Genomic DNA, 25,451 nt, shown 5'->3' with positions numbered 1-25,451 from the left:
CTTCCCTGTTACGATCGTTCGGCCCGCTCCTTCGCCAGCCGCACCAGCACCGTCCTCGTCTGTTCGTCGGCCGGGAAAAACGATTCGATCGCCAGTTCCGACAGCGTCACGTCGAGCGGCGTCCCGAACACTGTGATGGTGCTGATGAACGACAGCACCTGATCGCCATGCGCCAGCCTGAGCGGGTGCACTATGGCATTCGGCTCGACCGGCGCCGGCCGGCTGCCGTTCAAGCCGGACGGATAAGTCCGCAGTTCGCGCTCCAGGTCGATCAGCACCGGGTCGCCGCTGGCGTCGTTCTGGTGTTTGAGGCGCTCGAGCAGGTGCGTGCGCCATTCCTTGAGATTGACGATGCGCGGTGCGACGCCGCCCGGATGCAGGCTGAGCCGAAGCACGTTGACCGGCGGCGCCAGCAGCGAAGCCTCGCTGACATCGGCAAGGAAGGGAGCGATGGCGGCATTCGCCGAAACCAGGTTCCAGTGCCTGTCGACGGCGAGCGCCGGGAAGGGCTCGTGTCCCTTGAGCACGATCTCGACGGCCGCCATTGCGGGCGCCAGCGTCGTGTCGCTGAGCGACCGCTCGCCGAAGCTCGGCGCAAAGCCTGCGGCAAGCAACAACTGGTTGCGCTGCCGGAGCGGGATCGACAATTGCTCGGCCAGATGCAGCACCATGTCGCGCGAGGGCGCGGCACGCCCGCTCTCGACGAAGCTCAGATGGCGCTGCGAGATTTCGGCTTCCATGGCGAGGTCGAGCTGGCTCATGCGACGGCGGGTGCGCCATTCCCGAATGAGGCTGCCGGCGGAATTTTGGGGTGTTGTCATGAGCGAATGACTAGGCCGGCGAGAGCCGTATTTCAATTACCTGCGAGGTCATCGCTGGATGCATGTCGCCCAAAAGGGGCCTCGGTTTAGGGGCAGCAACATGCATAAAAACAAAGACCAAAGCGCGTCGCCTGAATCTGTTTCAACGCGACGCGCTTTTAGGCGAGTGCCCGCAGCTTCGCCTTCACTTCGAGGAAATCCCGCCATGCCAGCTTCTTGTGCGATGGGGTCCGCAGGAGATAGGCCGGATGCAGCGTTGGCATGGCCGGGATGGCGATGCCGGAAGCTGTCGTGTGGACGCGCCAGTTGCCGCGCAGCCGCAAGATGCCTTCCGAAGTGTAGAGCAAGGTCTTGGCCGACGGGCCGCCGAGGTTGATCAGCACCTTCGGATTGACCAGCTCGATCTGCCGCTCGATGAACGGCCGGCAGATCTCGGTCTCGTGCGGCGTCGGCGTGCGATTGCCCGGCGGCCGCCACGGAATGACGTTGGCGATATAGACCGACGTGCGGTCGAGCCCGATCGCCGCCAGCATGCGGTCGAGCAGCCGGCCCGAGCGGCCGACGAAGGGCAGGCCCTCGATGTCCTCGTCGCGGCCGGGGGCTTCGCCCACCAGCATGACGGCGGCCTCCGGGTTGCCGTCGGCGAACACCAGGTTCTTGGCGGTGGCCTTGAGATTGCAACCGTCGAAGGCTGCCATGTGCTGGCGAAGCTCGTCCAGAGTCGTTGCCGTCGTTGCCAGGTGGCGCGCCAGCGCCGCCTGCACCTCGTCGGGAACCGCAGCGGTTATCGACGGTGCACGCGCCACGGGCGGAAGATTTGCTCTGTCGGCCGGCTCGGGGCGCGACGCGTCCGTCGAACCAGGTGGCGCAACGGCGTCGGTGGACGGCGCCACCGGCCGCTCCGCCGGTTTGGGCGCCTCTGCGAACCGGTTCACCGGCTGGTCTTCAAGCGCCTCGTCGACACCGGCGCTGGCATAAAAGGCCAGCAGGTCGGCAAGGTCCTGTCTGTTGATTGGGGAAGCGGCAGTCATGGCGGCACATTCGTCCGCATGACGGGAATTTGCAAGGCTGGCCGCTTGCTCTAGCCCGTCGGTATGCGTGGGTCCTGCACCAGATAGAAGGTCCAGCGCGGCGTATAGTCGGTCATCAGGAATTCGAACCTGGCGGTTTTCAGAGGGTCGACCTTGCCGTTCTTGAACAGCAGGCGATCATAGGGTTCGAAATCGCGATCGAAATCGGCGAAGCTGCTCGACCAGATATTGTCGGGTGTCTTGTTGCGCTGGTCGAACGAAAGTCCGTCGCCGAACACGCTTGGCTGGTTCAGGATTTCCTGTAGCTCGAACTGGAATTCGACCCAGGCCTGGCCGCTGTTGTTGAGTACGTCGATGCGCATATACATGACGCCATTGGCGAATTCGCCGGCCTTGCCGAAGGCCTGGATCGGCTTTGTCGTGCGGATGGTCAGCGTCACCGGCGTTGACGAATTCAGCTCTTCGGTGATGACCAGCGGATCGTCCTTGGTGCCGATGCCCGAAGCGCCGGTGATGTGGAAGCCGCCGAGCTCGTCGGAGAAGGAGTAGGCGCCCGTCGCCCAGACCTTCACCTCGTCCGCGGCAACGTGACCCGGTGCCAGCATCGGAAGGGCCAAAAGAAGCGCCCGGCAGGCCCGGCCGGGCGTCGATGGAAAGCGCGTCGATGAAAAGCCGCCTGGCCCAGGAATGCGCATGGTATGAAGTATGGCCGATAAGCGAGCCGTCGAACAATTAAAAACGTAGGCGCAGACGGCCCTGCAAGACGAAAACAGCCACTAAGCCCACGCGATGCGCGACTTTTTGGCCAAAACGGCATTGTCACGTATGCGCCGGTTTCCTGTCGCCAATTGATGCGCTATGCAGCGCAGGAGCCAGCAAGATACCCGAATGGGATAAGCCAGTGCGGAGGGGTTGATGAGCGACATCGAACGCGAAAGCATGGAATTCGACGTGGTCATTGTCGGCGCCGGCCCGGCCGGCCTTGCCGCCGCCATCCGCCTCAAGCAGGTCAATCCCGAACTCTCGGTCGTCGTCCTGGAAAAGGGCGGCGAGGTCGGCGCCCATATCCTCTCCGGCGCCGTCGTCGATCCGATCGGCATCGACCGGCTGCTGCCGGGCTGGCGCGACGAGGAAGGCCATCCTTTCAAGACGCCGGTGACCGACGATCATTTCCTGGTGCTTGGTCCGGCCGGCTCGTTCCGTCTGCCCAATATCCTGATGCCGCCGCTTATGAACAATCACGGCAACTACATCGTTTCGCTGGGCAATGTCTGCCGCTGGCTGGCGACCAAGGCCGAGGCGCTTGGCGTCGAGATATATCCGGGCTTTGCCGCGGCCGACTTGCTCTACAATGAGGAAGGCGCCGTCACCGGCGTCGTCACCGGCGACATGGGCGTCGAGAAGGACGGTACGCACGGCCCGGGCTTTGCGCCTGGCATGGCGCTGATGGGCAAATATGTGCTGATCGGCGAGGGGGCGCGCGGTTCGCTCGCCAAGCAGTTGATCGCCAAATACAAGCTGTCCGATGGCCGCGAGCCCGGCAAATACGGCATCGGCCTCAAGGAACTCTGGCAGGTCAAGCCGGAAAACCACCGGCCGGGGCTGGTCCAGCATTCCTTCGGCTGGCCGCTCGACATGAAGACCGGCGGCGGCTCGTTCCTCTACCATCTCGAGGACAACCAGGTGGCGGTGGGCTTCGTGCTCCACCTCAATTACAAGAACCCCTGGCTGTCGCCGTTCGAGGAGTTCCAGCGTTTCAAGACGCATCCGGCGATCAGAGGCACCTTCGAGGGTGCCAAGCGCCTGGGCTATGGTGCGCGCGCCATCACCGAAGGCGGCTGGCAGTCGGTGCCGAAACTGTCGTTCCCCGGTGGCGCGCTGATGGGCTGCGCGGCCGGTTTCGTCAACGTGCCGCGCATCAAGGGCTCACACAATGCGGTGCTGTCCGGCATGCTGGCGGCCGAACATGTCGCCGAGGCGATCGGAGCCGGTCGCGCCAATGACGAGCTCGCTTCCTACGAAGCGGCCTGGCGGGCGACCGACATTGGCAAGGACCTGAAGAAGGTGCGCAATGTCAAACCGCTATGGTCGCGATTCGGCACCATCGTCGGCGTCGGTCTGGGCGGCCTCGATATGTGGCTGAACACGCTGTTCGGCGTCTCGCCCTTCGGCACGCTGAAGCATGGCAAGGCCGACTATGCGACGCTTGAGCCTGCCGCCCAGCACCAGAAGATCGCCTATCCGAAGCCCGACGGCGTGCTGACCTTCGACCGCTTGTCCTCGGTGTTCCTGTCGAACACCAATCACGAGGAAAACGAGCCGGTGCATCTGCTGGTCGGCGACATGGCCCTGCAGCAGCGCTCCGAACACGATGTCTTTGCCGGACCCTCGACGCGCTATTGTCCGGCTGGCGTTTATGAGTGGGTAGACAAGGATGGCAACGCCGCCGCCGATCCGGCGGCGAAGGACGTGCGCTTCGTCATCAACGCGCAGAACTGCGTCCACTGCAAAACCTGCGACATCAAGGATCCGAACCAGAACATCAACTGGGTCCCACCGCAGGGCGGCGAGGGACCGGTCTACCAAGGCATGTAAAGTGGACCGCGCTGGCGGTACTGTGCCGCCAGTCCACCCATCGTCGTTGGAAAGGAGCCGGATATGCGCTTGCTCATTCTTTCAGGTCTGGCGATCGTTGGCGCCTTGTGCGGTTCCGCGACGGCTGCATCGGCAGGCGTGAAAATCCTGGTCAAGACGCAGACATACGACATCTCCGGCAAGACCGGAGAGGCTCTGATCGAGTCCATGGACAGCAACGGGCCGAGGCATGGCTTCATGGCTCGCGCCATCGCACAGACCAGCTATACAAAGGCTTGGGAGTTCGACCTTGTTGAGGTCAAGGGCACCTGCCGCATCGGGCAAGTCAACGGAACGCTCAACCTGAATTTTACCTACCCCCGTGTCGCGTCCGCCCTCCCGCCGGCCCTCGACAAGCGCTGGGCGCGTTTCTTCGCCGGCGTTCGCACGCATGAGGAGACCCATGGCGACATTGCCAGGCAGATGATGCGTGCGACCGAGAAGTCGCTCAGGGGCCTGACAATCCCCAATGACTCCCAGTGTTCCAAGGCACGGCGTGAGGCGCGGCGGCGGATCGACGCGGTTTTTGTCGACTATGAAGCCAGGCAGAATGCCTTCGACGCGCGCGAACACCGGGAAGGCGGTCACGTGGAATATCTGGTCGAGGCCCTGGAGCGGCCTTAGGGGCAAAAACTCACTCAAATTGGCTGCCCGGTCGACGGGAACGAGCACAGAGCGCCAGGCTTGACAGTCAAATGGTCCGTTCCATCAGGACGGACTGCAACATCGGCCCGGGGCCAATGCGCACTTCGATCCGCCCTACCGAGATGAAGCCCAAGGCTGCATAGAACCCTTCTGCGTTGAGACTTGCCTGGCATTCGAAGCGGCGCACACCGGACGAGCGTGCATCTTCTTCGCAACGCCGGTAAAGCTGGCGCCCGATCCCGCGGCCCAGCCATTCGGGACGAGTGGCGAAATGTCGGATGTGCGCGAGTTCGGGCTTCACCTCGGAGCTTCCCGGACGTTCCCGGGACCAACCGCCGCAGCCGGCGGCAAAGCCATCTTCATTGACCGCGAGATAGTAGGTGCCAGCCGAAAGCAACGCAGGGTTTGCGCGAGTGATCAAAGGCAGCGCAGCTTCAAGAATGGTCTGATCGTATGCCGTGCGCATCAAGCCGGGATAGGAAGCGAGAAGCAACTCGCTTACCCCAGCTTCGTCCTCTGGCGTGGCGCGTCTGACGATAAAGCTGGGGGACATGCATAGCACCCCGTATGTTGAGCTAACCGACCTTCGGCGGACCATCGAGCCATGTCAAATCGAACACGCCAAGGGTCCAAACTCTGACCGTAGGGCATGATCCCAAAAAGTGGAATCCGGTTGTCGGAAGGACCATCTTCAAACGGCCTCTAACCCCGATATCCGTTTCGCGAATTTCCGGCCGATATCAGCGACACAGTCGCGGTCTCGTGTTCGTCGGTCGGCTTTTGCTCGTTCAGCCTGAGCGTGAACTCGACCAGCACCGGCAGATGGTCCGAGCCGGTTTCTTCCAAACGTGTCGCAGAATGAATGGTTACCCCGCCCTTGCTGAAAACCTGGTCGATCGGCAGGCCGGCGAAACGCCGCAGGAAGTCCGGCAACTTGATGTATGTCCAGGTCGGTCCGGCTGATGGCATGACGGTCAGCCCGCCGAGCGCGGCGACGCGGCGCACTGCGGCGCTCCATGGCACGGCGTTGCAGTCGCCCGCCATGATGGCTGTCTCGCCGAGCGATGAGAGCGATTCGGTAAGCTCACCGATCTGCCAGTGCTGCTCGCGTGGCCAAGGCCAGCTGAGATGGATCGCCGCGACATCGACGCCAATGCCGCCGAAGTCGACGGTCGCTGTCGCCATGGCGCCGCGCCGCTCGCAATGCGGTTCGGTGCCGGCGGCAAAGGGCCGCCGCGAGAGCAACGCGACGCCGAATATGCCGTTGGGGTAGGGGCAGAGGATCCGGTATGGATAGGCGCTGCTGATATAGCCAAGCTCGGTCGTCCACATCGCCGACACCTCGTCGAGGGTGATCACGTCGGGATTGGTCCGGCCGATCAGCGACAGCACCTTCTTCGGCGTTGGATTGTCGTAGCGCAGGTTCATCTGCAGCAGCTTGTAGACCATCTGGCCAGCCGGCTTGGCGACCGCTTCCACCGGCCACAGCTGCGGCAGCGCGCTGATTGTGGTGGCAATAGCCGCCACGGCAAAGAGCAACGCAGCGGCGGCTTGCAGGCGAAATGTCGTGGCCAGCAGCGGCAGCGCGCAAAGCGCCATCAGCACGGCAAGGTGAACGCGGAAATGCGAGAAGGAATCGAAGGCCGGGTGCAAGGCGCCGAAGAACCCGGCGACCAGGGCAACCGAGAACATCATCATCGCGATGAATGCCAGTGAAGCTGCCATGTCTCGACTGCGTCTCATCGGCTCAGGTCTGCACGAGTTGCCAACTGTGGTGCTGCACGGTTATCGGCAAAAATGCGGCCCAATCAAGATGACTGGATGCCCAATGCATGTCGCCCAAAAGTGCCCAGCGGTTTTGGGGCAACGACATGCATAAAACAAATGCATGTCGACCAAAAGTGCCTAGTGGTTTAGGGCAACGACATGCATAAAACAAATGCATGTCGCCCAAAAGGTGCGCGGCGGTTTCAACGAGACACGCTCTACGCGATGCGCGATCGGCCTATTGGAACGCCGTCTCCGAAAAACTTCTCAGCTTGCGCGAATGCAGCCGCTCCATAGGCATTTCCGCGAGTTTCTCCATCGCCCGGATGCCGATGGTCAGGTGCTGCGCCACCTGCCGCTTGTAGAACTCGGTCGCCATGCCGGGCAGCTTCAGTTCGCCATGCAGGGGTTTGTCCGAAACGCACAGCAGCGTGCCGTAGGGCACGCGGAAGCGGAAGCCATTGGCCGCGATGGTCGCCGATTCCATATCGAGCGCGATGGCGCGCGACTGTGACAGGCGCTGCACCGGTCCGCGCTGGTCGCGCAGCTCCCAGTTGCGGTTGTCGATGGTGGCGACGGTGCCGGTGCGCATGATGCGCTTGAGGTCATAGCCAGACAGGCCGGTGACCTCGGCAACCGCCTCCTGCAGCGCAACCTGGATCTCGGCCAGCGGCGGGATCGGCACCCAGACCGGAAGATCGTCGTCGAGAACGTGATCCTCGCGCACATAGGCATGCGCCAGCACATAGTCGCCAAGCGCCTGGGTGTTGCGCAGCCCGGCGCAGTGGCCAAGCATCACCCAGGCATGCGGCCTCAGCACCGCGATATGGTCGGTGATGGTCTTGGCGTTGGAGGGCCCGACGCCGATATTGACCATGGTGATGCCGCCATGGTTCGGCTTCTTCAGATGATAGGCAGGCATCTGTGGCAGGCGTGGCGGCGCGACCCCTTCGCTGGGCGCGCTTTGCCCGCCCTTGGTGATGACATTGCCCGGCTCGACGAATTCGCTATATCCGCCGCCGCCGCCGGCCATTAGGTCGCGCGCCCGGGCAACGAACTCGTCGATGTAGAACTGGTAGTTGGTGAACAGCACGAAGTTCTGGAAATGCTGCGGCGTGGTCGCCGTATAGTGCGACAGGCGGTGCAGCGAATAGTCGATGCGCTGCGCCGTGAAGGGCGCCAATGGCCGTGGTTCGCCGAAGGCTACTTCGAAAGTGCCGTTGGCGATCTGGTCGTCGGTGCCGTCGAGGTCCGGCACGTCGAACAGGTCGCGGATCGGCCGTTTGATGCGTTCGGCGGCCGAGCCGTCGACATGGGTGCCTTCAAGAAAGGCGAAGTGCAGCGGAATAGGGGTGGTCGATTCCGACACGGTGACCGCGACACCATGATTGCGCATGATCAGGCGCAACTGCTCGACCAGGTAGCTCTCGAACAGGCCCGGCTGGGTGACGGTGGTCGAAAAATGTCCCGGCGTCGGCATATGGCCGTAGGCCTGGCGCGAGTCGATCTGGGTGAACGAATTGGTGGTGACACCGATCTCGGGGTAGAAGGCGCGGTAGCGCTTGCTGTTGTCGCCGCCCGCTGTCGCCAGTGCCGCGAAGGAATCGCGCAGGAACTTGGTGTTGCGGTCGTACAACGCCTGCAGTGCGGCGACGGCCTTTTTGGGGCTATCAAAGCTTTGCCGGCCAAAAGGCTCCGGCATGACGACCGATTCGATGGCTTGTGGGTAGATTCGCTTTTCCATGGCTCAATATAGAGACTTGGATCGGCTCTTGGGAGGGGTGTCGCGACCGAAGGCGGCCAAAGCGTCCTTTTTCTTCAACCGCGCTGTAGGCTGACCAGGAGCACGAAGCCGACACCGGACTTCCTCAAGGCGGGCGCTTCGATCGTCGAACCGGTATCGGCGCGCATCGTCGGCACGGCCAGAACCGGAGCAGCCAGAACCATCAGGATAAGCGCCGCCCGCGGCAGAAGCCGAAGGGTCTTGAGAGTGTTGGCGGCGATGCGGTTCATGGTGTTCTGCTTTTCTTTTCGAGGTCTTGGTTTCTTTGTTCAGTTGCGAAGGTGGTTGGGGCAGGCGAGGTGGCAGGTCCTGGAGCCGGCTTCGTCCCAGGCGCGGGCCGGACGGCCCGTTTCGGCGACGAGGATGGCGAAGAACATTCCAAACAGGCTCATCATCAGGCAGACGATGGTGAAGCGGCGAGCAAGCATTGGGTCGTGTCTCCTTCAACACGCAGGAGAATGCCCGAGCGCGACTGAACCGGCTCTGATGCCGGCGTTCATCTGCGGTTTAAATTGGTTGATCGGATTTTGGCGGTGCCGGCGTCAGCCTGGCCGGCGCAGTGTTAGTCGAACCAGGCACGAGCTCCTCGCGCCTGGACAAACAAAAACGGGGCCTGTCGAGGCCCCGTTTTCATGTCGTGAGGATGCGGTCGATCAGAGCTTGTGCCAGGTCTGGCTCTTGCAGATCAGTCCGCCAAGGACGCAGCCGCTCATCTTGAGCGAGGTGCCCGACAATGTCGCCTTGCCTGAATAGGTCTTGTCGTTTGCCGGATCGGTGATGTTGCCGGCATATTTGTTGTCGCCGGCCGCCTTGAGCGAACCGATGGTCTTGCCGGCAAATTTGCCGGACTTGAGCGTGATGGAAAACGTGTCGCTGCCTGCGATGGCTGCGGTATCTCCCGCCTGTGTCTTCCAATTGCCTTCGATCGGATCGGCCCACGCCGCACCCGCCATGATCAATGTGGCCGCCAGGGCCAGGCTCACTTTTCGAAACATGGGCTTCCTCCCTTTGGATATCCGGCCGACGCTCCGCCCTCGCCGGTCTGCCGCTTACGCAAACGTAAGCTAATCCAGCTCCCGGCAAAACAAAAGTGGTGCCGCCGCGTAAGATTTCGGGATTCTGAAGGCGCGCCCACGCGGCCGTACGGGCAAGAAAGGAAAGCATCCGCGGATCGTGTTTGTTTCCCGTGGTTAGCGGAGTGTTGATTCCTGCCGCGAAAATTTTCGTCGAATTTGAAGAAAACCGGCCCGATTGCTGGCTTTGTATCCTTAATGAATTTCCGCGTTTACCTCTTGTTTTAGCTTTGTTTTCCTCAAATTAAGCACGCCATTTAACGACGGATTCAAGCCTCCACGGCATTCTCGAAAGCATCGGAAGAGCAGCCCGCAAGGACAAACGAAGGCAGCTCTCGGGAGCCGGACAGGGCCAAGAACAGGGGATTGAAATGGCACGTTTTGAAATGCTTGAAGCAGGCTTCGGCGCCATGGGGGCAACTGCCCAGGCCGACATCCTTTTCGAACTGGGCATGATGTATGCGACTGGCCGCGATTGCGAGACCGATGTCGTTGCCGCTCACAAATGGTTCAACATCGCCGCGATCAAGGGTTCGGCCCGCGCTGCGGAACTGCGCTCCGAACTGTCGGCGGCGATGTCGAAGGTCGAGATCGCCAAGGCGCTTCGCGAAGCTCGCGAATGGATGACCATGCACTGAGATCCGCCGACCGCGGATAGACCTATCCAAGACAGGGAAGCCCGGGATCAAGACCGCAAAGACGGCCAGACCCGGCGGAATGGAAGGCCGCGCAAGACGGTCGACGACCTGGAGCACGATCCCGAAAAGTGGAATCCGGTTTTCGGAAATCAGGCTCAAACAAGAGATGAGAAGAACGCGACAGGCCGGCCTGGCTTAGTCGCGCGATGCGGGGAAGGCGAGCGGGATTTCGGGGCGCGGGGGCGCTTGGGGCCGCTTGACGAGCAAAAAAGCCACGACCAGCCGAAACAAGGCTGGCGTGGCTTTTTTGCGTGGATGACGTCTTGCAGGCCCAATCGAGTGCTGCCGATGCGCCTAGACAGGCCCGGTGAAGGATGAAATTGTCCCGCCTCTCTGGAAGAAGCGCGGCCGGGCGGCCGCGCGTGAGTGGAGGAGTTCTATCACCATGAAAAAAATGAGTATTTTGAGCGCGGCCGTTTTTGGCCTGATGATGAGTGCGCCGGTCGCATTCGCCGACGACCTCACCTTTGCGGTGGTCGGTCCGATGACCGGACAGCTCGCCACCATCGGCGATCAGTTCAAGCAGGGCGCACAGGCCGCTGCTGACGCGATCAATGCGGCGGGTGGTGTCGACGGTCGCCAGATCAAGCTGAGTATCCAGGACGACCAGTGCGATCCCAAGCAGGCCGTGTCGGTCGCCAACCGCATCGTCGCCGATGGCGTCAAGTTCGTCGATGGCCATGCCTGTTCGGGTTCGAGCATCCCGGCCTCTGCCGTCTATGCCGAAGCCGGCGCCCTGATGATGAGCCCGGCCTCGTCAAACCCGGTGCTGACCGACGCCGCGGCCAAGGCCGGCTGGCCGACAATCATGCGCCTTTATACCCGTGACGATGCGCAGGGCGCCTTCATAGGCCCATGGATCGCCAAGAAGTTTGCCGGCAAGAACGTCGTCGTCCTGCACGACAAGAGCGCCTACGGACAGGGCGTGGCTGACGCCGTCAGGGCAACCATGAATGCCGGTGGCCTCAAGGAGGTGTATTATGACGGCATCAATGCCGGCGAGAAGGACTATTCGGCTCTCGTCACCAAGCTCAAGGATCTGAAGGCGGACGTCGTCTATTTCGGCGGTTATCATCCTGAAGCCGGTCTGATCCTGCGCCAGTCGGCGGAACAGAACCTGAAGTTCCAGCTGATCATGCCGGACTCCATCGCTTCGCCGGAATTCTGGCAGGTTGCCGGCCCGGCCGGCGAGGGCACCATGTTCGTCTTCCCGTCGGATCCGCAGGCAAAGCCTGAAGCCAAGGCAGCCGTCGAGAAGATCAAGGCGGGCGGCTTCGTACCGGAAGGCTTCACGCTGTTCTCCTACGCGGTGGTCCAGGCTTTCGCCGAAGGCGTCAAGCGTGCCGGCAGCGACGATCCGGGCAAGGTTGCCGAAGCGTTGAAGAACGGCACGCCGATCAGCACCGTTGTCGGCAACGTCACCTTCGACGAGAAGGGCGACCTCAAGAACGCCAGCTATGACATCAACCAGTGGCACGACGGCAAATACGCGCCGATCGCGCAGTAGTCGTCGCCGGGCGACCACATAGCATAAGGAAATGGCCGGTTCGTCCCGGCCATTTTTCTTTGCAATTAGTCGTCCGCTTTCGACTGTCAGCTTGCGGCTGCGGTCGGGGCGCTCTGGTCCTCGACGAACCGCACCAGCACCGTCCCATCGGTGACCTGCGCGCCTTCGGTGGCAATCTCGGCGATCACCCCGTCATGCGGCGCGGCGATGGTGTGCTCCATCTTCATCGCTTCAAGGATCAGCAGCGGCTGACCCTTGATCACCGCATCGCCTTTGGCCGCGCGCACCAGCTTGACCAGCCCCGGCATCGGCGCGCGCAGGCTGCCGGCGCCTGCCGCCGCCTCATCCGCCCGCGCCAGCGGGTCCGGCACGGTAAAGGTATAGCCAACGGCGCCTTCGAACACCGTGATATGGCCGGGCCAGCGGGCGAGGCGTGGCGTGGCGCGAAAATCATGCGCGTTGGCGTTGTCGTAGGGCTCGTCCAGCGCCACCTGGAACCGCCCGTCCGGCCGCATCGAAACCCTTGCCGCGATATCGATTTCGCCGAACTTCAGCCGTGTGCGGCGTGCCACGCTGTGGAAATGCGCGTAGCCGGCAAGCGACGACCAGGGGTCGCTCGACGCCGGCAATGCGCCGGCACCCGAAGCCGCAAGCGCGGCTGCCGCAACGGTTTCATCGCTCGGCGGCGCGACCTCGGTCAGTGCCGGTTGATGCCGGGCGATCAAGCTGGTGTCGACATCGCCAGCGGCAAAGTCCGGATCGGCGGCCAGAGCGACAAGAAAGGCGGTGTTGACGGTCGAGCCGGCGATCTCGGTTTGCGACAGCGCCGCGCCGAGCGCTTCCAGGGCCGCCTGCCTGTCCTTTGCGTGGACGACCAGCTTGGCGATCATCGGGTCGTAATAGGGCGAGATGGCATCACCGGCCCGCACGCCGGTCTCGATGCGCATCGTGGCGCCTTCAGGGGCCGCGTCCGGAAACTTCAGATGATGCAAGGTGCCGGTCGCCGGCAGGAACCCCTTTGTCGCATCCTCGGCATAGATGCGCGCCTCGAAGGCATGGCCGGAAAGCGCGATCTCGTTCTGCGTCTTCGGCAGCTTTTCGCCGCTGGCGACCCGCAACTGCCACTCGACCAGGTCGGTGCCGGTGACCATTTCGGTGACCGGGTGTTCGACCTGCAGGCGGGTGTTCATTTCCATGAACCAGAAGCGGTCGGCCTTCAGGCCTTGCGAGGCATCGACGATGAACTCGATGGTGCCGGCGCCGGAATAATTGATCGCCTTGGCGGCTTTAACCGCCGCATCCGTCATCGCCTTGCGCAGCGCCGGGGTCATGCCGGGTGCGGGGGCTTCCTCGATCACCTTCTGGTGGCGGCGCTGCGCCGAGCAGTCGCGCTCATAGAGATGCACGGCATTGCCGAAGTTGTCGCCGAACACCTGCACCTCGATATGGCGCGGCTTGTCGACATATTTCTCGACCAGCACGCGGTCATCACCGAAAGCGGCCTTTGCCTCGCGGCGCGCGCTGGACAGCGCCTCGGAAAACTCATCGGGATGCTCGACCCGGCGCATGCCCTTGCCGCCGCCGCCGGCACGCGCCTTGATCAGCACGGGATAGCCGATCTCGCGCGCCTTGGAGGCCAGCAGCACGATCTCCTGCGCCTCGCCATGGTAGCCCGGCACCACCGGCACGCCGGCCTTTTCCATCAGCCGCTTGGCGGCATCCTTGAGCCCCATGGACCGGATCGAGGCCGCCGACGGACCGATGAAAACCAACCCCGCCGCCACCACCTGGTCGACGAAATCGGGGTTTTCCGACAGAAAGCCGTAACCGGGATGGATGGCTTGTGCGCCCGTCGCCAAGGCCGCGGCGACAATCTTGTCGCCACGCAGATAGCTTTCGCCGACGGGCGAGGGGCCGATGCGCACGGCTTCATCGGCCAACTCGACATGCAGGGATTTCGCATCGGCATCCGAATAGACGGCGACGGTGTGCACGCCCAGCTTGCGCGCCGTGCGGATCACACGACAAGCGATCTCGCCGCGATTGGCGATCAGGATCTTGGCGAACATGGAGCCTCCCGGGTCTGCCTCGGGCGGCGCCAGTCTGGCCGCCGGCTTACTTCGACGCAGCGATCGCGCAGCCGCCGCTTGCGGTCTTGACCTTCCACCTGACGAAGCCACTCCGACAGATACGCAACGCAGTCTCCTCGGCGGCCTTCTGCGAAGGTGCGTTCAGCTTTACGCTGCAGAAAATGTGGAGATCGACGACGCGTGAATAGAACGTCGTGGCGTAGGCTGAATGGCCGCTCGCCGCGATATAGGCGAGGTAGGATTTGTAGCAGGCTTCCTTCGGGTCGAGCGACAAGGTCGGAGAAAACCGCTTGTCGCCCATCTTGCCTGCCAGCGATTCCGCCGAGCCGACGCCATGAGTTGCGAACATAAGCAAACTTGCAAGTATCGACGCAATCGTCTTTCGGCAATATTTCAGTTTCATTTCCGCCCTGTCCCCATTGCACTGTGCAGGATGAGCGATAGCGAATATTTTGCCTCCCCGCCAGCTCGCCAGCGGAGATTCGAGTTTGCCTATGCTGGTGAATCGGTTGGCCCATGCAGTTCAGCCCTTTCGCAGGTCAGCAACGGCCTGCCGGTATAGTTCAGCCGTTTGGTCGTCGAAGCAGCAGAAAGTGACGGTTTCCGGCATTGTTCGTTTCTCGATGAACGTGCTGACCGTGTCGACGGCGATCTGCGTCGCCTCATCTTTCGGGTAGCGGTAGACACCCGTCGAGATCGCCGGAAACGCCACCGTGCGGCAATCATTGGCCGTGGCGAGTTCGAGCGAGCGGATATAGCAAGAGGCCAGTAGTTCGGCTTCACCCTTGCCGCCGCCTTGCCAGACCGGCCCGACCGTGTGGATGATGTGCCGCGCGGGAAGTTTGTAACCCTTGGTGATCTTGGCTTCGCCGACCTTGCATCCGTTCAGCATGCGGCATTCGAACTCGAGCTCACGGCCGGCCGCGCGATGGATAGCACCATCGACCCCGCCACCACCGAGAAGCGAGGTGTTTGCGGCGTTGACGATGGCGTCGACTACCAATTTGGTGATGTCGCCGGCATGAACCTGGATCCGCGGACGGTCGTTCATGTCACATCCTGAACACGCCGAAGCGCGTCTCTTCAATCTCGGCGTTGAGCGCGGCGGACAGGCTGAGCGCCAGCACGTCGCGCGTCTTCGCCGGGTCGATGATGCCGTCGTCCCAAAGGCGGGCGGACGAGTAGAGCGGATGGCCCTCATGCTCGTATTTCATCAGGATCGGCTTCTTGAATTTTGCCTCCTCCTCGGCGCCCCATTCGCCTCCCTTGCGCTCGATGCCTTCGCGCTTGACCATGGCGAGCACCGTCGCTGCCTGCTCGCCGCCCATCACCGAGATGCGGGCGTTCGGCCACATCCACAGGAAGCGCGGTGAATAGGCGCGGCCGCACATGCCGTAATTGCCGGCGCCGAACGAACCACCGATGATGACAGTCACCTTCGGCACCCTGGCGGTGGCCACCGCCATCACCAGCTTGGCGCCGTCCTTGGCGATACCGCCCGCTTCGTATTTCCGACCGACCATGAAGCCGGTGATGTTCTGCAGGAAGACCAGCGGGATCTTGCGCTGGCAGCACAATTCGATGAAGTGCGCGCCCTTCAGCGCGCTCTCGGAGAACAGCACGCCATTGTTGGCGATGATGCCGACCGGCATGCCATGGAGATGGGCAAAGCCGGTGATCAGCGTAGTGCCGTAGTTCTGCTTGAACTCGTCGAATTCGGAGCCATCGACGATCCGCGCGATCACTTCGCGCACGTCATAGGGCTGGCGCAGGTCCGTCGGCACGATGCCGTAGAGCTCATCGGCTGCGTGAAGCGGCGGAATCGATTTCTGTAAGTGCAGCTGTACAGTCTTGTTCCGATTCAGGTTTTTGACGATACGGCGGCAGATGGCAAGCGCATGGTCGTCATCCAGCGCATAGTGGTCGGCAACGCCGGAAAGCCGCGTGTGCACGTCCGCGCCACCGAGGTCTTCGGCGCTGACGTCTTCACCGGTGGCCGCTTTCACCAGCGGCGGGCCGCCGAGGAAGATGGTCGCCTGGTTGCGCACCATGATCGTCTCGTCGGACATCGCCGGCACATAGGCGCCGCCCGCCGTGCAGGAACCCATGACGCAGGCGATCTGCGGGATTCCGGCCGCCGACATGTTGGCCTGGTTGTAGAAGATGCGGCCGAAATGCTCGCGATCGGGAAACACCTCGTCCTGGTTGGGCAGATTGGCGCCGCCGCTGTCGACCAGATATATGCAAGGCAAATTGTTCTGCAGCGCGATCTCCTGCGCCCGCAGATGCTTCTTCACCGTCAGCGGATAATAGGTGCCGCCCTTCACCGTCGCGTCGTTGACGACGACCATGACCTCGGTGCCTTCGACGCGACCGATGCCGGCGATCATGCCGGCCGCGGAAATCTCCTCGCCATACATCGACCATGCGGCGAACTGGCCAATCTCGAGGAAGGGCGAGCCGATGTCCAGCAACTGCGCAAGGCGCTCGCGCGGCAACAGCTTGCCACGCGAGACGTGGCGCTCACGTGCCTCCTCCGAGCCACCGCGCTCGACGCTTGCAGCCTTGTCCGCAATGTCGGCGACCAGCGCCCGCATGCGCTCGGCATTGGCGCGAAAGGTGTCGGAGGACGGGGAGATCTGGGTTTGCAATACCGCCATTGCCAAACTCTACGCTTGAGCCAGGAGCTTGCCGTTACGGCGCTCGAAAATCTTGTCGGACAGCAGATTGAAGCCATCCTTGAATGTAACGTCTATGATCTGTCTGGCCGCGTTTTGCGCCTTCGGATTGCTTGCGTCGAAGACGAACAATTGGTCACGGCGCGGCACCGCGAACAAGACGTCGCCGGGGAATTTCGTACTGATCGAAAGCCAGAATTCATCGAGCAGAACGAGGCTCGTTGAAAGCATCGTGTTGCCGTCGACGTAGTACAGATGAAGGATATCGGACCCGCCGTCGGAGACGATTTTGGGCAGCCATTTTCTGACGTTGTTCAGCGCTATGACGCGCAAATCGGACAGCGCTCGCGCACGGAAATCCTTTGGCGCAACGGGTGATAGCGAGTCGGGAAGGTCGGCCATGTATACGACCGCAAGTTCGCCAACCAACGGCTCATACAGCAGATCCATACCCATCGTTTTGAGTTGATCGATATACTGTTGGGTTCGGATCACGGCGACGAGATTGTTCTCTCCGATCTTGGAGAGTTGAGCTTCCGCCAAAGCTCGGGCAAACCGCTCTATGGCGGCGTCGGCGTCTTCATCGGGGTACGAATTCAAGTAGCCAAACAGGTTCGTGACATCCGACCCTACTTCGACATCGTCGATCTTCGAATTGATCCTCGCCGGATCAGATGGATCCGCAGCCACACTGTCTACACCCGATTGCCGCCTGATGGCGGCAATCACAAGGCCTCTGAATTCCGCTATGTCGGGAAAGCGCTGCTTCTGTGCCTTGGCTCGCCGCGGCAGGCTGGCAAAGAGCGTGGAAAGAATCATCGACAATAGCCTGCGCCTGTTCACGGGATGCACTGGTCGCGGAACCATCTTTCGCCTCGCCTATCTCCGTATGCCGCAGTGGTTGAAGAGACAGCTATTTGCCGTGGCGAGCAATCCACATTGTCACGGACGCGGTTCCAGTCTTTGCGCGGCGACATCACACCCCCTCCGCCATGATTTCCCGCCCGATCAGCCAGCGGCGGATCTCGCTGGTGCCGGCGCCGATTTCGTAGAGCTTGGCGTCGCGCAACAACCGGCCGGTCGGATAGTCGTTGGTGTAGCCATTGCCGCCCAGCAGTTGGAGAGCATCGAGCGCCATCTGCGTTGCCTTTTCCGCGGCAAACAGCACGCAGCCGGCGGCATCCTTGCGCGTCGTCTGGCCGCGATCGCAAGCGGCGGCGACGGCATAGACGTAGGCGCGCGCGGCGTTCATCGTCGTGTACATGTCGGCGAGCTTGCCCTGAACCAGCTGGAATTCGCCGATCGCCTGGCCGAACTGCTTGCGCTCATGCACATAGGGGATCGCCACGTCCAGGCACGCCGCCATCAGGCCGATCGGCCCGCCGGCGAGCACGGTGCGCTCGTAGTCGAGGCCCGACATCAGCACCTCGACGCCGCGGCCTTCCTCATGCAGCACATTGTCGAACGGCACTTCGACGTTCTCGAACACCAACTCGCCGGTGTTGGAGCCACGCATGCCGAGCTTGTCGAGTTTTTGCGCCACGGAGAACCCGGCCATCGCTTTCTCGACGATGAAGGCGGTGATGCCGCGCGATTTCCGATCAGGATCGGTCTTGGCATAGACGACCAGCGTCCCGGCATCCGGCCCGTTGGTGATCCACATCTTGGTGCCGTTGAGCACATAGCGGTCATTGCGCTTTTCGGCGTGCAGCTTGAGCGAGACGACGTCCGAGCCGGCGCCGGATTCCGACATCGCCAGCGCACCGACGCGCTCGCCGGAACACAGGGCAGGGAGAAATTTCTCCTTCTGCGCCGGCGTCGCCCAGCGGTTGATCTGGTTGACGCAGAGATTGGAATGGGCGCCGTAGGAAAGGCCGACGGAAGCCGAGGCGCGGGAGATTTCCTCGACAGCGATAACATGCGCAAGATAGCCCATGCCGCTGCCGCCGAAATCGGGATCGGCGGTGATGCCGAGCAGCCCGAGCGCGCCGAGTTCGCCCCACAGATGCGCCGGGAATTCGTTCGACCGGTCGATATCGGCGGCGACCGGCGCGATCCTGTCCTGGGCGAAGCGCCGCACCATATCGCGTAGCGCCTCGATATCCTCGTCATGCCCGAAGCTGAGCGTGTTCGTATACATGCCGTCCTCCTGCCCGCATGACCCCGAAGATCCCTCTCGATCCTCGAAGGAGCATACGCGAAATCAAAGTGCCGCGGTGTCTCTCGCGCGTCCGAGGGCGCGCGCGCTGCCATGGGTCGTGTCGCCGGCGGTTCCTGCTCCAACCAGGCGCATTGTCATTGAAAGATATGTCGCCGTCACTTCAGTGATCAACAGCCGCTCGCCCGGCCGAAACCAGACGATGACGCCGGTCATCATCTGGATCAGCGCCATGGCCGTCAGCCCGGTGTCATCGATGTTGAAGACGCCGGCCTCGGCGCCATCGCGCAGGATGGCGCGCAGCTCCTTTTCGTAGGCCGTGCGCAGGCGCAGGATCTGCGTCAGCCTTTCGGGCGACAAGCTGCGCAATTCCATGTTCGACACATGCGTGGAATGCCGACGTTCGATGTGAAAAGCGATGTGGTTTTCGACATAGGCGGCGAGCCGCTGCACGGGATCCGTGCTGGTCGGGCGGGCTGCTTCCCATGCATCGGTCAGGCCTTCCATATGCTCGCGCATCAGCGTGAACAGAAGCCCTTCCTTGGTCGGAAAATAGCGGTAGAGCGCCGCTGCCTGCACGCCGACTTCAGCGGCGAGCTGGCGCATCGACATCGCCTCGTAGCCAAACCGCGCGATCAGATTGACGGCCGCCTCGCGGATGGTCGCTTCGGTCTTTTCGCCGTCGGATCCGGTGGTGCGCGCCATGTCAGCCCCTTTTTGCGGGACGATAATAAAACGAACGTTCAATTAATTCAAGGGTGCCCTAACCGAATCCATTGTCATGCGACAATCCTGAACCCAACAGAAGCGTTTCCGGCTGCCAACTCCTCGACGTCGACCCTGGAAACCGACGCCTCGGACGGCCCTTTCCACAGTCGCCCGATCATTGTCGAGACTGCTTCATCGAGGCCTGCAATCTGGGTCGTTACTGATCCGTCCGCTTCATTGCGAACCCAGCCCGCAAGGCCAAGGCTCGTGGCCTCGCCCCGAACCCAGATCCTGAAGCCGACGCCTTGCACATTGCCGTAGACGCGCGCCCGTATTTCCCTGCGATGACCAGCCATGAATCTCTCCTAGCCTGTCTCCGTGGAATCTGGCGCATGGCGTAGGGAATGCAACCTGAATTGCGCGCACGACGTTGGGCGCTTCGGTTTTTGAAATTTAGTTGACTCAGTCCATTAATTTGGGAAAATGGAGCCGCCATCGGGGTTGGACGCAGATGTTGGACGAACGCAACGCATTGGTGGCGCAGATCCGCCATTTCAACCGGTTCTACACCCGCACCGTCGGCCTTCTCGACGAGACCTTGACCCAGAGCGCGTTCACCCTGACCGAGGCGCGGGTGCTGTTCGAACTCGGCCGCCACAGCCGCCCGGCTTCGGCTGAGATCGCCGGCGAACGCGGTTTCCTGGCCGGAGCATTTCGGCTGGAGAACGGCCCGGCGGCCTCCGAAATCGCCAGCCAATTGCGTGTCGACCCCGCCTATCTGACGCGAATCTTGCGCAAGTTCGCCGGTGAGGGGCTGACCGAGGCCCGGACGGATCCGGCCGACCGGCGCCGAAGGGTTCTCTCGCTGACGTCCAGGGGCGAGGCCGCTCTTGCGAGGCTTCAGGCGGCGGCTGATCGGGACACGGCGCGGCTGATCGAAAGCATCCCCGACGACAGGCTGCACGAACTGGGCGGCGCCTTGCGCAAGGCCGGGGAATTGCTGGGTGATCCCGCCAGCGAAAACGGCGCGGTGACCTTGCGGCCGCACCGCGTCGGCGACGTCGGCTGGGTCGTGCAACGGCAGGCCCAGCTCTACGCCGATGAATATGGCTGGAGCATCGAGTTCGAAGCCATGCTTGCCGAAATCGGCGCCGACTTCATCCGCAATTTCGTGCCGGGTCGCGATTTCTGCTGGATTGCCGAGCGCGGCAGCGGGGAGCCGGTTGGCGCGGTGTTCCTGGTTCATCTGGACGACGAGGTGGCCAAGCTGAGGATGCTGCATGTCGAGGCGGCGGCGCGCGGCCTGGGCATCGGCAAGCGCCTGGTCGCGGATTGCGTGAGCCAGGCCCGCGCGTGCGGTTACAAGCGATTGGTGCTGTGGACCAACGACATCCTCGTCGCGGCGCGCGCGATCTATGAGCGCGCCGGTTTCAGGCTGGTCTCGGAGGAGCGCCACCACAGCTTTGGCAAGGACTTGACCGGCCAGACCTGGGAGCTGGATTTGTAAGCGCGATCCGGCCTTGCATGATCCCGAAAAGTGGGTGCCGGTTTTCGGAAGATCGCGCTGAAACAAGAATGTTCCATCCCGATTCCATCGGGATGGAACAGCTCTAATGCCCTCGTGCCGCCGCCAGCGCGCCGGGCAGTTCCTCGGCGAAAATGTCCAGTTCGTGATCCAGTCCGACGCTGACGCGGATGCAGCGGTCGAGCACCGGCACCATCGGCTTGCGGATGAATACGTCGCGTGACAGCAGGCCCTGCAGCACTTTCAGCGCGAAGGCGCCGTCGCCACCACAGTCGATGGTGACGAAATTGGTTGCCGAGGCCACCGGCTTCAGCCCGTTCTGTTCGGCTATGCCGGCTATGCGTCGGCGGCCGGCCGCAACGCGCGCCACCACGTTCCGCAGATAGTCCTGATCGGCAAGCGCCTCGACGCCGGCGATCTGCGCCATGCGGCTGACGCCGTAGTGGTTGCGGATCTTCTCGAAATCGCGGATCACCTGGGCCTCGGCCACCGCATAACCGCAGCGTATGCCGGCGAGCCCATAGGCCTTCGAGAAGGTGCGCATACGGATGATGTTCGGCCGCGAGATATCGATCGGCGGCAGTGCCGAGGCTGGTCCGAGTTCGCCATAGGCCTCGTCGAGCACCAGCATGGTGGTTTCCGGCAGCGCCTCGATGAAGCGGATGAGCTCGTCGGCCTCCCACCAGCTGCCCATCGGATTGTCCGGATTGGACAGGTAGACCAGCGGCGCCTTGTCCTTGCGCACAGCCGCGAGCAGGCCGTCCAGGCTTTCCCTGTCGTTCTCATAGGGGACGGTGACCAGCTGCCCGCCGACACCGGCGACATGGAAGTTGAAGGTCGGATAGGCGCCGAGCGAGGTGACCACGGCATCGCCGGGCGCCACGTACATGCGTGCCACCAGGCTGAGCAGCCCGTCTATGCCTTCGCCGACCACGACGTTTTCGACCTTGACGCCGTGATGCGCGGCAGCCGCCACCTTCAGGTCGTGATTGTCGGGATCGCAATACATCCACATGTCGCGGGCAATTCCAGCCATGCGCTCTATGACGCGCGGCGAAGGACCAAAACTGCTCTCATTGGCGCCGATGCGAGCGCGAAAAGCGCGGCCACGCTCGCGCTCCTGTGCCTCGGGGCCAACAAAAGGCACCGTCGAGGGAAGCGCTGCGACGAGCGGCGTTAGGGGAGGGTGTGGGCGCATGGTGGAAGCTCGCTTGGAAAAAGGGCCTTCTTGCTAGCCTGCCCGCATGGTCGGTGCAAGTTGCCGCGGCCTGCAACCGTAATGCTGGATTCCTTCGTCTCTTTTTGCTAGCGAGACACAATGAACAACCGTCTGCCGCCAGCCTGGTCCAAGCACCTGAAGGCCCAAACCGGGCCGAAACCCAAGTTCCCGCAGCAAAATCTGCCGCAAGCAAATCCGCTTTCGCGTACACAGGCAGACGACGCGCTGCTGGAGCAGGCGTACCAGTTTCAACAGGCCAAGCGGCTTAACGAGGCTCAGGACCTGTGCCTTCGGGTGCTGGCGCGTACGCCCAACCATCCACTCGCCCTGTATATTTTGGGGACCGTGTGCATAGGCTACGACGATGAGGCGGCCTTGCGGTATTTCGCACGCGCACTCAACGAGGAGCCAAAGAACCCCTACTACCACCTTGGCCTGGCCTCGGGCTACGTGAAGGTCAGTGAGTTTTCACCAGCAATCGAACATATGCAGTATGCCTTGGAGTTGCAGCCGAACCTCGTCGAAGCACTTTGCGCATTGGGGGATGCCTATATCCAGTTTGATAAGCCCGAGATGGCTCTGCCGCTCTATGAAAAGGCGCTGAAGACCAACCGCGATCATCCCAAGGTGCGGACAGGACTGGCTCGCGCGCTCAGCAGCCTGGGGCGCATGGACGAGGCCGCCGTCTATCTTAAGGAAACAATCGAACGTGGCATCGCAGTGCCGACTGCCTACAACGATCTTGTGCAGACGCAAAAGTTCACCGAAGAGCCAAAGGAACTCCAATCCATCATTCGTGAACTCGGCAATGCCAAGCTTGATCCGGACGGTTTAGAGAGGCTCCACCTGGCGGCCGGCAAGGTGCTGAACGACCTCAAGCGCTATAAGGATGCGTTCGACCATTTCAAGAAAGCCAAGCAGGCCTCAGGCCGCATCTTCGACATCGACCAATACCGTCGCTGGACGGACTCTCTGATCGAGACCTTCACGCCTGAGATGCTGGCTGCCAGGTCCGGTTACGGGAGTCCTTCGGACGTTCCTGTTTTCGTGGTCGGCATGCCTCGCTCGGGAACGACGCTTACGGAACAGATTTGCGCCAGTCATCCCGATGTCCATGGCGCAGGGGAACTGAGCAAAATCAGAAGAGTCGCGAATGCGATCGACCTCAAAAAGTCATCGGCCGGACGTTTAGACCAGGTGATCGCGTCGATCACAAAAGACCTATCCAGAACGTTGGCCGAAGAGCATCTGACCTATCTGAGAGAGCGGGCACCTTCCGCGCTTCGGATCGTGGATAAGATGCCTCATAATTTCGAACTGATCGGTCTTATCGCCGTTCTCTTTCCCAACGCGCGCATCATTCATTGCCGTCGTGACGCCATCGACAATTGCGTCTCTTGTTTTGTCCAGAGATTCGGCGAGGGGCACAGTTACAACGCCGACCTGAAGGCACTCGGCCTGTACTATCGCGAATATGACCGCCTCATGCGGCATTGGAATGAGGTTTTCCCGGGCCTGATCTTCGAGAATCAGTACGAAACGTTGGTCGAGGATCAGGAAGCACAGTCTCGTCGGCTTATAGATTATCTTGGGTTGCCTTGGGACGACGCCTGCCTGCGCTTTTTCGACAGGGATGGTTCGGTCAACACGCCAAGCCGCTGGCAGGTCCGTCAACCGATTTACAGGTCGTCCGTCAAACGCTGGAAGAATTATGAAAATGAAATTCAGCCGCTGATTGATGCATTGGGCGACCTGGCGGACAAATAGTCCCAATTCCGAAACTTGCGAACGAGCTTTGTGGGTACTGAAGCGCGCGATGCGGCTGAGACCTGCGCTATCGAGGCCGAACCAAAGTTAAGACCGCGAATTGCCAGCACCGCATGCAATGGTCGCGCAAAGTCCTGAAAAAACCCGGCGGTTGCCCGCCGGGTTTTCGATTTCGACAAGCCGAAACCTTGTTAGAACGAGCGCTGGAAGCGGAGGATACCGCCGACGCTGTTCTTCTTGTCGGCGTTGACCCAGTTGCGATTGTCGGCATCGCCAAACTTGCCATCGTGGTTGTAGTCGACTTCGCCGGTGACCGTGAAGCCGGGGACGATGTCGTAGGCAATGTTGGCCGCGACGCCGACGTTCTTGTCGTCATCAGCCGACACCTGAGCGTTGAACGAGGTCTTCTCGTTGAACTTGTAGGTGCCACCGCCCCACACTGCCCAGTTGCCGCCCCACTGCTTGTAGAAGTTGCGGTCGATGTGATCGTCCGAACCATAACCGCCCATGATCCACAGCGTCAGTGCGTCAGACGCTTTCACGTCCAGGCGAACCTTGCCGGTCCACTCTTCCCAGGTGCTGTCGTAGGATGCCACGCCGGTGATGGCACCCCAGCCCTGCGTGTACTTCACGCCGCCGACGACGTCCGGAACGTAGCTGTCGATGGTGTCGTTGCCGGAATTCGCGTTGAAGAGATAGTTGCCGGCCCCGTCGAAGGTGGCAGCGCCAGCATCACTGGAGCCTTCTTCGAGTGAGACGACGGCCGAGAAGCCGTTGCCCCCGTCGAAATAGTACTGGACGACGTTGGTGTCGAAGCCGCCATAGGGGACGATCGTATCCTGGATGACTTCGCCGGCGTAGCCGATGAACGTATTGAAGGCCGATTCGTCCTTACCGACGCGGAGACCACCGAGCTGGATCCAGGCGAAGTTCAGCGTGATGCCCTTGTTGTGGGCATCATTGCCGTATGCGTCGCCATAGCCGTTGGAGTTGCCGAATTGGATGCGGGTTTCGGTGTAGGTCTTCAACGTGCCCAGCTCGGTTTCCTGGCCGGTCCAGGTCTTCAGCGTGAAGCGGGTGTTCTTTGCCCACGTGTCCTGCAGCTTGGGATCGCCAAGCTGGTTTTCGGCACGCGCGCCATCGAACGAGCCGACGTCGCCGCCGCCGATGTCGTAACGGACATAGCCGCCGATGCGCAGGCAGGTTTCGGTGCCGGGGATGTAGAAGTAGCCAGCGCCGTAGACGTCGCAGATCTTGACGTATTCAGCGGGCTCCGGCTCGGCGACGACGACGGCGTCGGCGGCGCGCGCACCAGAAACTGCGAGCAGAGCCGCAGCGGAGCCGAGG

The 25,451-nt window shown here is 62.0% G+C and carries 25 protein-coding genes; 6 read left to right on the top strand and 19 right to left on the bottom strand.

Annotation, left to right across the window (positions count from 1 at the left end; genetic code table 11):
• Positions 1-8: 8 nt before the first annotated feature.
• The 3 genes from AC1D2G_RS20870 to AC1D2G_RS20860 form a co-directional block, all read right to left on the bottom strand.
• The gene (locus tag AC1D2G_RS20870; RefSeq protein WP_477416354.1) at positions 9-821 is read right to left on the bottom strand and encodes a helix-turn-helix domain-containing protein; all 813 of its coding nucleotides are present in this window, start codon (positions 819-821) and stop codon (positions 9-11) included.
• 158 nt (positions 822-979) lie between these two features.
• Complete coding sequence (locus tag AC1D2G_RS20865) at positions 980-1,852, bottom strand: uracil-DNA glycosylase (protein ID WP_477416352.1); 873 nt, start codon at positions 1,850-1,852, stop codon at positions 980-982.
• 50 nt (positions 1,853-1,902) lie between these two features.
• On the bottom strand, positions 1,903-2,547 hold the full coding sequence (locus AC1D2G_RS20860; RefSeq protein WP_095081741.1) for a hypothetical protein: 645 nt from the start codon (positions 2,545-2,547) through the stop codon (positions 1,903-1,905).
• Between the two features lie 220 nt (positions 2,548-2,767).
• Here AC1D2G_RS20860 and AC1D2G_RS20855 point away from each other — a divergent pair, with 220 nt between their 5' ends.
• Both AC1D2G_RS20855 and AC1D2G_RS20850 read left to right on the top strand, forming a co-directional pair.
• Entirely contained in the window at positions 2,768-4,447 is a 1,680-nt protein-coding gene (locus AC1D2G_RS20855) for an electron transfer flavoprotein-ubiquinone oxidoreductase (RefSeq protein ID WP_477416350.1), read from the top strand.
• A gap of 63 nt (positions 4,448-4,510) precedes the next feature.
• Positions 4,511-5,110: a DUF922 domain-containing protein gene (locus AC1D2G_RS20850; RefSeq protein ID WP_477416348.1), complete on the top strand. Its 600-nt coding sequence runs from the start codon at positions 4,511-4,513 to the stop codon at positions 5,108-5,110.
• A gap of 67 nt (positions 5,111-5,177) precedes the next feature.
• On the opposite strand, the gene AC1D2G_RS20845 is transcribed toward AC1D2G_RS20850, so the two are convergent.
• From AC1D2G_RS20845 to AC1D2G_RS20820, 6 genes are all read right to left on the bottom strand, one after another.
• Complete coding sequence (locus AC1D2G_RS20845) at positions 5,178-5,684, bottom strand: GNAT family N-acetyltransferase (RefSeq protein WP_477416346.1); 507 nt, start codon at positions 5,682-5,684, stop codon at positions 5,178-5,180.
• Positions 5,685-5,833: 149 nt separating this feature from the next.
• Positions 5,834-6,856: an endonuclease/exonuclease/phosphatase family protein gene (locus AC1D2G_RS20840; protein WP_477416344.1), complete on the bottom strand. Its 1,023-nt coding sequence runs from the start codon at positions 6,854-6,856 to the stop codon at positions 5,834-5,836.
• Positions 6,857-7,136: 280 nt separating this feature from the next.
• Positions 7,137-8,600, bottom strand: coding sequence for an AMP nucleosidase (locus AC1D2G_RS20835; RefSeq protein WP_477304794.1), 1,464 nt, complete (start codon positions 8,598-8,600; stop codon positions 7,137-7,139).
• A gap of 116 nt (positions 8,601-8,716) precedes the next feature.
• Entirely contained in the window at positions 8,717-8,911 is a 195-nt protein-coding gene (locus AC1D2G_RS20830) for a hypothetical protein (protein ID WP_477416342.1), read from the bottom strand.
• Positions 8,912-8,950: 39 nt separating this feature from the next.
• Entirely contained in the window at positions 8,951-9,109 is a 159-nt protein-coding gene (locus AC1D2G_RS20825) for a hypothetical protein (RefSeq protein ID WP_477416340.1), read from the bottom strand.
• 225 nt (positions 9,110-9,334) lie between these two features.
• Positions 9,335-9,676, bottom strand: a complete 342-nt coding sequence (locus AC1D2G_RS20820) for a DUF2147 domain-containing protein (protein WP_184871246.1) — start codon at positions 9,674-9,676, stop codon at positions 9,335-9,337.
• Positions 9,677-10,125: 449 nt separating this feature from the next.
• Here AC1D2G_RS20820 and AC1D2G_RS20815 point away from each other — a divergent pair, with 449 nt between their 5' ends.
• Entirely contained in the window at positions 10,126-10,392 is a 267-nt protein-coding gene (locus AC1D2G_RS20815) for an SEL1-like repeat protein (RefSeq protein WP_010915070.1), read from the top strand.
• Positions 10,393-10,837: 445 nt separating this feature from the next.
• Positions 10,838-11,959: an ABC transporter substrate-binding protein gene (locus AC1D2G_RS20810; protein ID WP_457153860.1), complete on the top strand. Its 1,122-nt coding sequence runs from the start codon at positions 10,838-10,840 to the stop codon at positions 11,957-11,959.
• 86 nt (positions 11,960-12,045) lie between these two features.
• Here AC1D2G_RS20810 and AC1D2G_RS20805 read toward each other — a convergent pair whose 3' ends face one another.
• The 8 genes from AC1D2G_RS20805 to AC1D2G_RS20770 form a co-directional block, all read right to left on the bottom strand.
• Complete coding sequence (locus tag AC1D2G_RS20805; RefSeq protein ID WP_477416338.1) at positions 12,046-14,028, bottom strand: acetyl/propionyl/methylcrotonyl-CoA carboxylase subunit alpha; 1,983 nt, start codon at positions 14,026-14,028, stop codon at positions 12,046-12,048.
• Positions 14,029-14,074: 46 nt separating this feature from the next.
• Complete coding sequence (locus tag AC1D2G_RS20800; protein ID WP_477226224.1) at positions 14,075-14,398, bottom strand: hypothetical protein; 324 nt, start codon at positions 14,396-14,398, stop codon at positions 14,075-14,077.
• Positions 14,399-14,572: 174 nt separating this feature from the next.
• A complete protein-coding gene (locus AC1D2G_RS20795; protein ID WP_477416336.1) occupies positions 14,573-15,100 on the bottom strand; it encodes an O-acetyl-ADP-ribose deacetylase in 528 nt (175 codons plus the stop codon).
• Position 15,101: 1 nt separating this feature from the next.
• Positions 15,102-16,709 carry a carboxyl transferase domain-containing protein gene (locus tag AC1D2G_RS20790; RefSeq protein ID WP_477416334.1) on the bottom strand — a complete coding sequence of 536 codons (1,608 nt, stop codon included), beginning with the start codon at positions 16,707-16,709 and terminating at the stop codon, positions 15,102-15,104.
• A gap of 9 nt (positions 16,710-16,718) precedes the next feature.
• The gene (locus AC1D2G_RS20785) at positions 16,719-17,546 is read right to left on the bottom strand and encodes a DUF1444 family protein (protein WP_477416332.1); all 828 of its coding nucleotides are present in this window, start codon (positions 17,544-17,546) and stop codon (positions 16,719-16,721) included.
• A gap of 157 nt (positions 17,547-17,703) precedes the next feature.
• Entirely contained in the window at positions 17,704-18,867 is a 1,164-nt protein-coding gene (locus AC1D2G_RS20780; protein WP_477226228.1) for an isovaleryl-CoA dehydrogenase, read from the bottom strand.
• 63 nt (positions 18,868-18,930) lie between these two features.
• Positions 18,931-19,590: a TetR/AcrR family transcriptional regulator gene (locus AC1D2G_RS20775; protein WP_477416330.1), complete on the bottom strand. Its 660-nt coding sequence runs from the start codon at positions 19,588-19,590 to the stop codon at positions 18,931-18,933.
• Between the two features lie 74 nt (positions 19,591-19,664).
• Positions 19,665-19,949: an acylphosphatase gene (locus AC1D2G_RS20770; RefSeq protein ID WP_477416328.1), complete on the bottom strand. Its 285-nt coding sequence runs from the start codon at positions 19,947-19,949 to the stop codon at positions 19,665-19,667.
• A 155-nt stretch (positions 19,950-20,104) separates the two neighbouring features.
• Here AC1D2G_RS20770 and AC1D2G_RS20765 point away from each other — a divergent pair, with 155 nt between their 5' ends.
• Entirely contained in the window at positions 20,105-21,100 is a 996-nt protein-coding gene (locus AC1D2G_RS20765; RefSeq protein WP_477416326.1) for a bifunctional helix-turn-helix transcriptional regulator/GNAT family N-acetyltransferase, read from the top strand.
• 103 nt (positions 21,101-21,203) lie between these two features.
• On the opposite strand, the gene AC1D2G_RS20760 is transcribed toward AC1D2G_RS20765, so the two are convergent.
• Positions 21,204-22,316 carry a pyridoxal phosphate-dependent aminotransferase gene (locus tag AC1D2G_RS20760; protein ID WP_477416324.1) on the bottom strand — a complete coding sequence of 371 codons (1,113 nt, stop codon included), beginning with the start codon at positions 22,314-22,316 and terminating at the stop codon, positions 21,204-21,206.
• A 120-nt stretch (positions 22,317-22,436) separates the two neighbouring features.
• On the opposite strand from AC1D2G_RS20760, the gene AC1D2G_RS20755 reads away from it, so the two are divergent.
• Entirely contained in the window at positions 22,437-24,104 is a 1,668-nt protein-coding gene (locus AC1D2G_RS20755) for a tetratricopeptide repeat-containing sulfotransferase family protein (RefSeq protein WP_477416322.1), read from the top strand.
• Between the two features lie 191 nt (positions 24,105-24,295).
• Here AC1D2G_RS20755 and AC1D2G_RS20750 read toward each other — a convergent pair.
• On the bottom strand, positions 24,296-25,451 hold a 1,156-nt coding region (locus tag AC1D2G_RS20750), incomplete at its 5' end, for a porin (protein WP_477416320.1).

This window comes from Mesorhizobium sp. P2_C7 (assembly GCF_056404515.1).
Note: the sequence above shows the minus strand (reverse complement) of the source record. Positions and strands in the feature narration are given on the sequence as shown.

What these genes read in the sequence shown, in the direction of transcription:
- AC1D2G_RS20830 (WP_477416342.1), bottom strand. Translation starts at nt 8,911, where the DNA reads ATGAACCGCATCGCCGCCAACACTCTCAAGACCCTTCGGCTTCTGCCG.
- AC1D2G_RS20860 (WP_095081741.1), bottom strand. Translation starts at nt 2,547, where the DNA reads ATGCGCATTCCTGGGCCAGGCGGCTTTTCATCGACGCGCTTTCCATCG.
- AC1D2G_RS20765 (WP_477416326.1), top strand. Translation starts at nt 20,105, where the DNA reads ATGTTGGACGAACGCAACGCATTGGTGGCGCAGATCCGCCATTTCAAC.
- AC1D2G_RS20840 (WP_477416344.1), bottom strand. Translation starts at nt 6,856, where the DNA reads ATGGCAGCTTCACTGGCATTCATCGCGATGATGATGTTCTCGGTTGCC.
- AC1D2G_RS20815 (WP_010915070.1), top strand. Translation starts at nt 10,126, where the DNA reads ATGGCACGTTTTGAAATGCTTGAAGCAGGCTTCGGCGCCATGGGGGCA.
- AC1D2G_RS20825 (WP_477416340.1), bottom strand. Translation starts at nt 9,109, where the DNA reads ATGCTTGCTCGCCGCTTCACCATCGTCTGCCTGATGATGAGCCTGTTT.
- AC1D2G_RS20845 (WP_477416346.1), bottom strand. Translation starts at nt 5,684, where the DNA reads ATGTCCCCCAGCTTTATCGTCAGACGCGCCACGCCAGAGGACGAAGCT.
- AC1D2G_RS20855 (WP_477416350.1), top strand. Translation starts at nt 2,768, where the DNA reads ATGAGCGACATCGAACGCGAAAGCATGGAATTCGACGTGGTCATTGTC.
- AC1D2G_RS20800 (WP_477226224.1), bottom strand. Translation starts at nt 14,398, where the DNA reads ATGTTCGCAACTCATGGCGTCGGCTCGGCGGAATCGCTGGCAGGCAAG.
- AC1D2G_RS20820 (WP_184871246.1), bottom strand. Translation starts at nt 9,676, where the DNA reads ATGTTTCGAAAAGTGAGCCTGGCCCTGGCGGCCACATTGATCATGGCG.
- AC1D2G_RS20835 (WP_477304794.1), bottom strand. Translation starts at nt 8,600, where the DNA reads ATGCCGGAGCCTTTTGGCCGGCAAAGCTTTGATAGCCCCAAAAAGGCC.
- AC1D2G_RS20865 (WP_477416352.1), bottom strand. Translation starts at nt 1,852, where the DNA reads ATGACTGCCGCTTCCCCAATCAACAGACAGGACCTTGCCGACCTGCTG.
- AC1D2G_RS20790 (WP_477416334.1), bottom strand. Translation starts at nt 16,709, where the DNA reads ATGGCGGTATTGCAAACCCAGATCTCCCCGTCCTCCGACACCTTTCGC.
- AC1D2G_RS20775 (WP_477416330.1), bottom strand. Translation starts at nt 19,590, where the DNA reads ATGGCGCGCACCACCGGATCCGACGGCGAAAAGACCGAAGCGACCATC.
- AC1D2G_RS20795 (WP_477416336.1), bottom strand. Translation starts at nt 15,100, where the DNA reads ATGAACGACCGTCCGCGGATCCAGGTTCATGCCGGCGACATCACCAAA.
- AC1D2G_RS20780 (WP_477226228.1), bottom strand. Translation starts at nt 18,867, where the DNA reads ATGTATACGAACACGCTCAGCTTCGGGCATGACGAGGATATCGAGGCG.
- AC1D2G_RS20805 (WP_477416338.1), bottom strand. Translation starts at nt 14,028, where the DNA reads ATGTTCGCCAAGATCCTGATCGCCAATCGCGGCGAGATCGCTTGTCGT.
- AC1D2G_RS20785 (WP_477416332.1), bottom strand. Translation starts at nt 17,546, where the DNA reads ATGATTCTTTCCACGCTCTTTGCCAGCCTGCCGCGGCGAGCCAAGGCA.
- AC1D2G_RS20770 (WP_477416328.1), bottom strand. Translation starts at nt 19,949, where the DNA reads ATGGCTGGTCATCGCAGGGAAATACGGGCGCGCGTCTACGGCAATGTG.
- AC1D2G_RS20850 (WP_477416348.1), top strand. Translation starts at nt 4,511, where the DNA reads ATGCGCTTGCTCATTCTTTCAGGTCTGGCGATCGTTGGCGCCTTGTGC.
- AC1D2G_RS20755 (WP_477416322.1), top strand. Translation starts at nt 22,437, where the DNA reads ATGAACAACCGTCTGCCGCCAGCCTGGTCCAAGCACCTGAAGGCCCAA.
- AC1D2G_RS20870 (WP_477416354.1), bottom strand. Translation starts at nt 821, where the DNA reads ATGACAACACCCCAAAATTCCGCCGGCAGCCTCATTCGGGAATGGCGC.
- AC1D2G_RS20760 (WP_477416324.1), bottom strand. Translation starts at nt 22,316, where the DNA reads ATGCGCCCACACCCTCCCCTAACGCCGCTCGTCGCAGCGCTTCCCTCG.
- AC1D2G_RS20810 (WP_457153860.1), top strand. Translation starts at nt 10,838, where the DNA reads ATGAAAAAAATGAGTATTTTGAGCGCGGCCGTTTTTGGCCTGATGATG.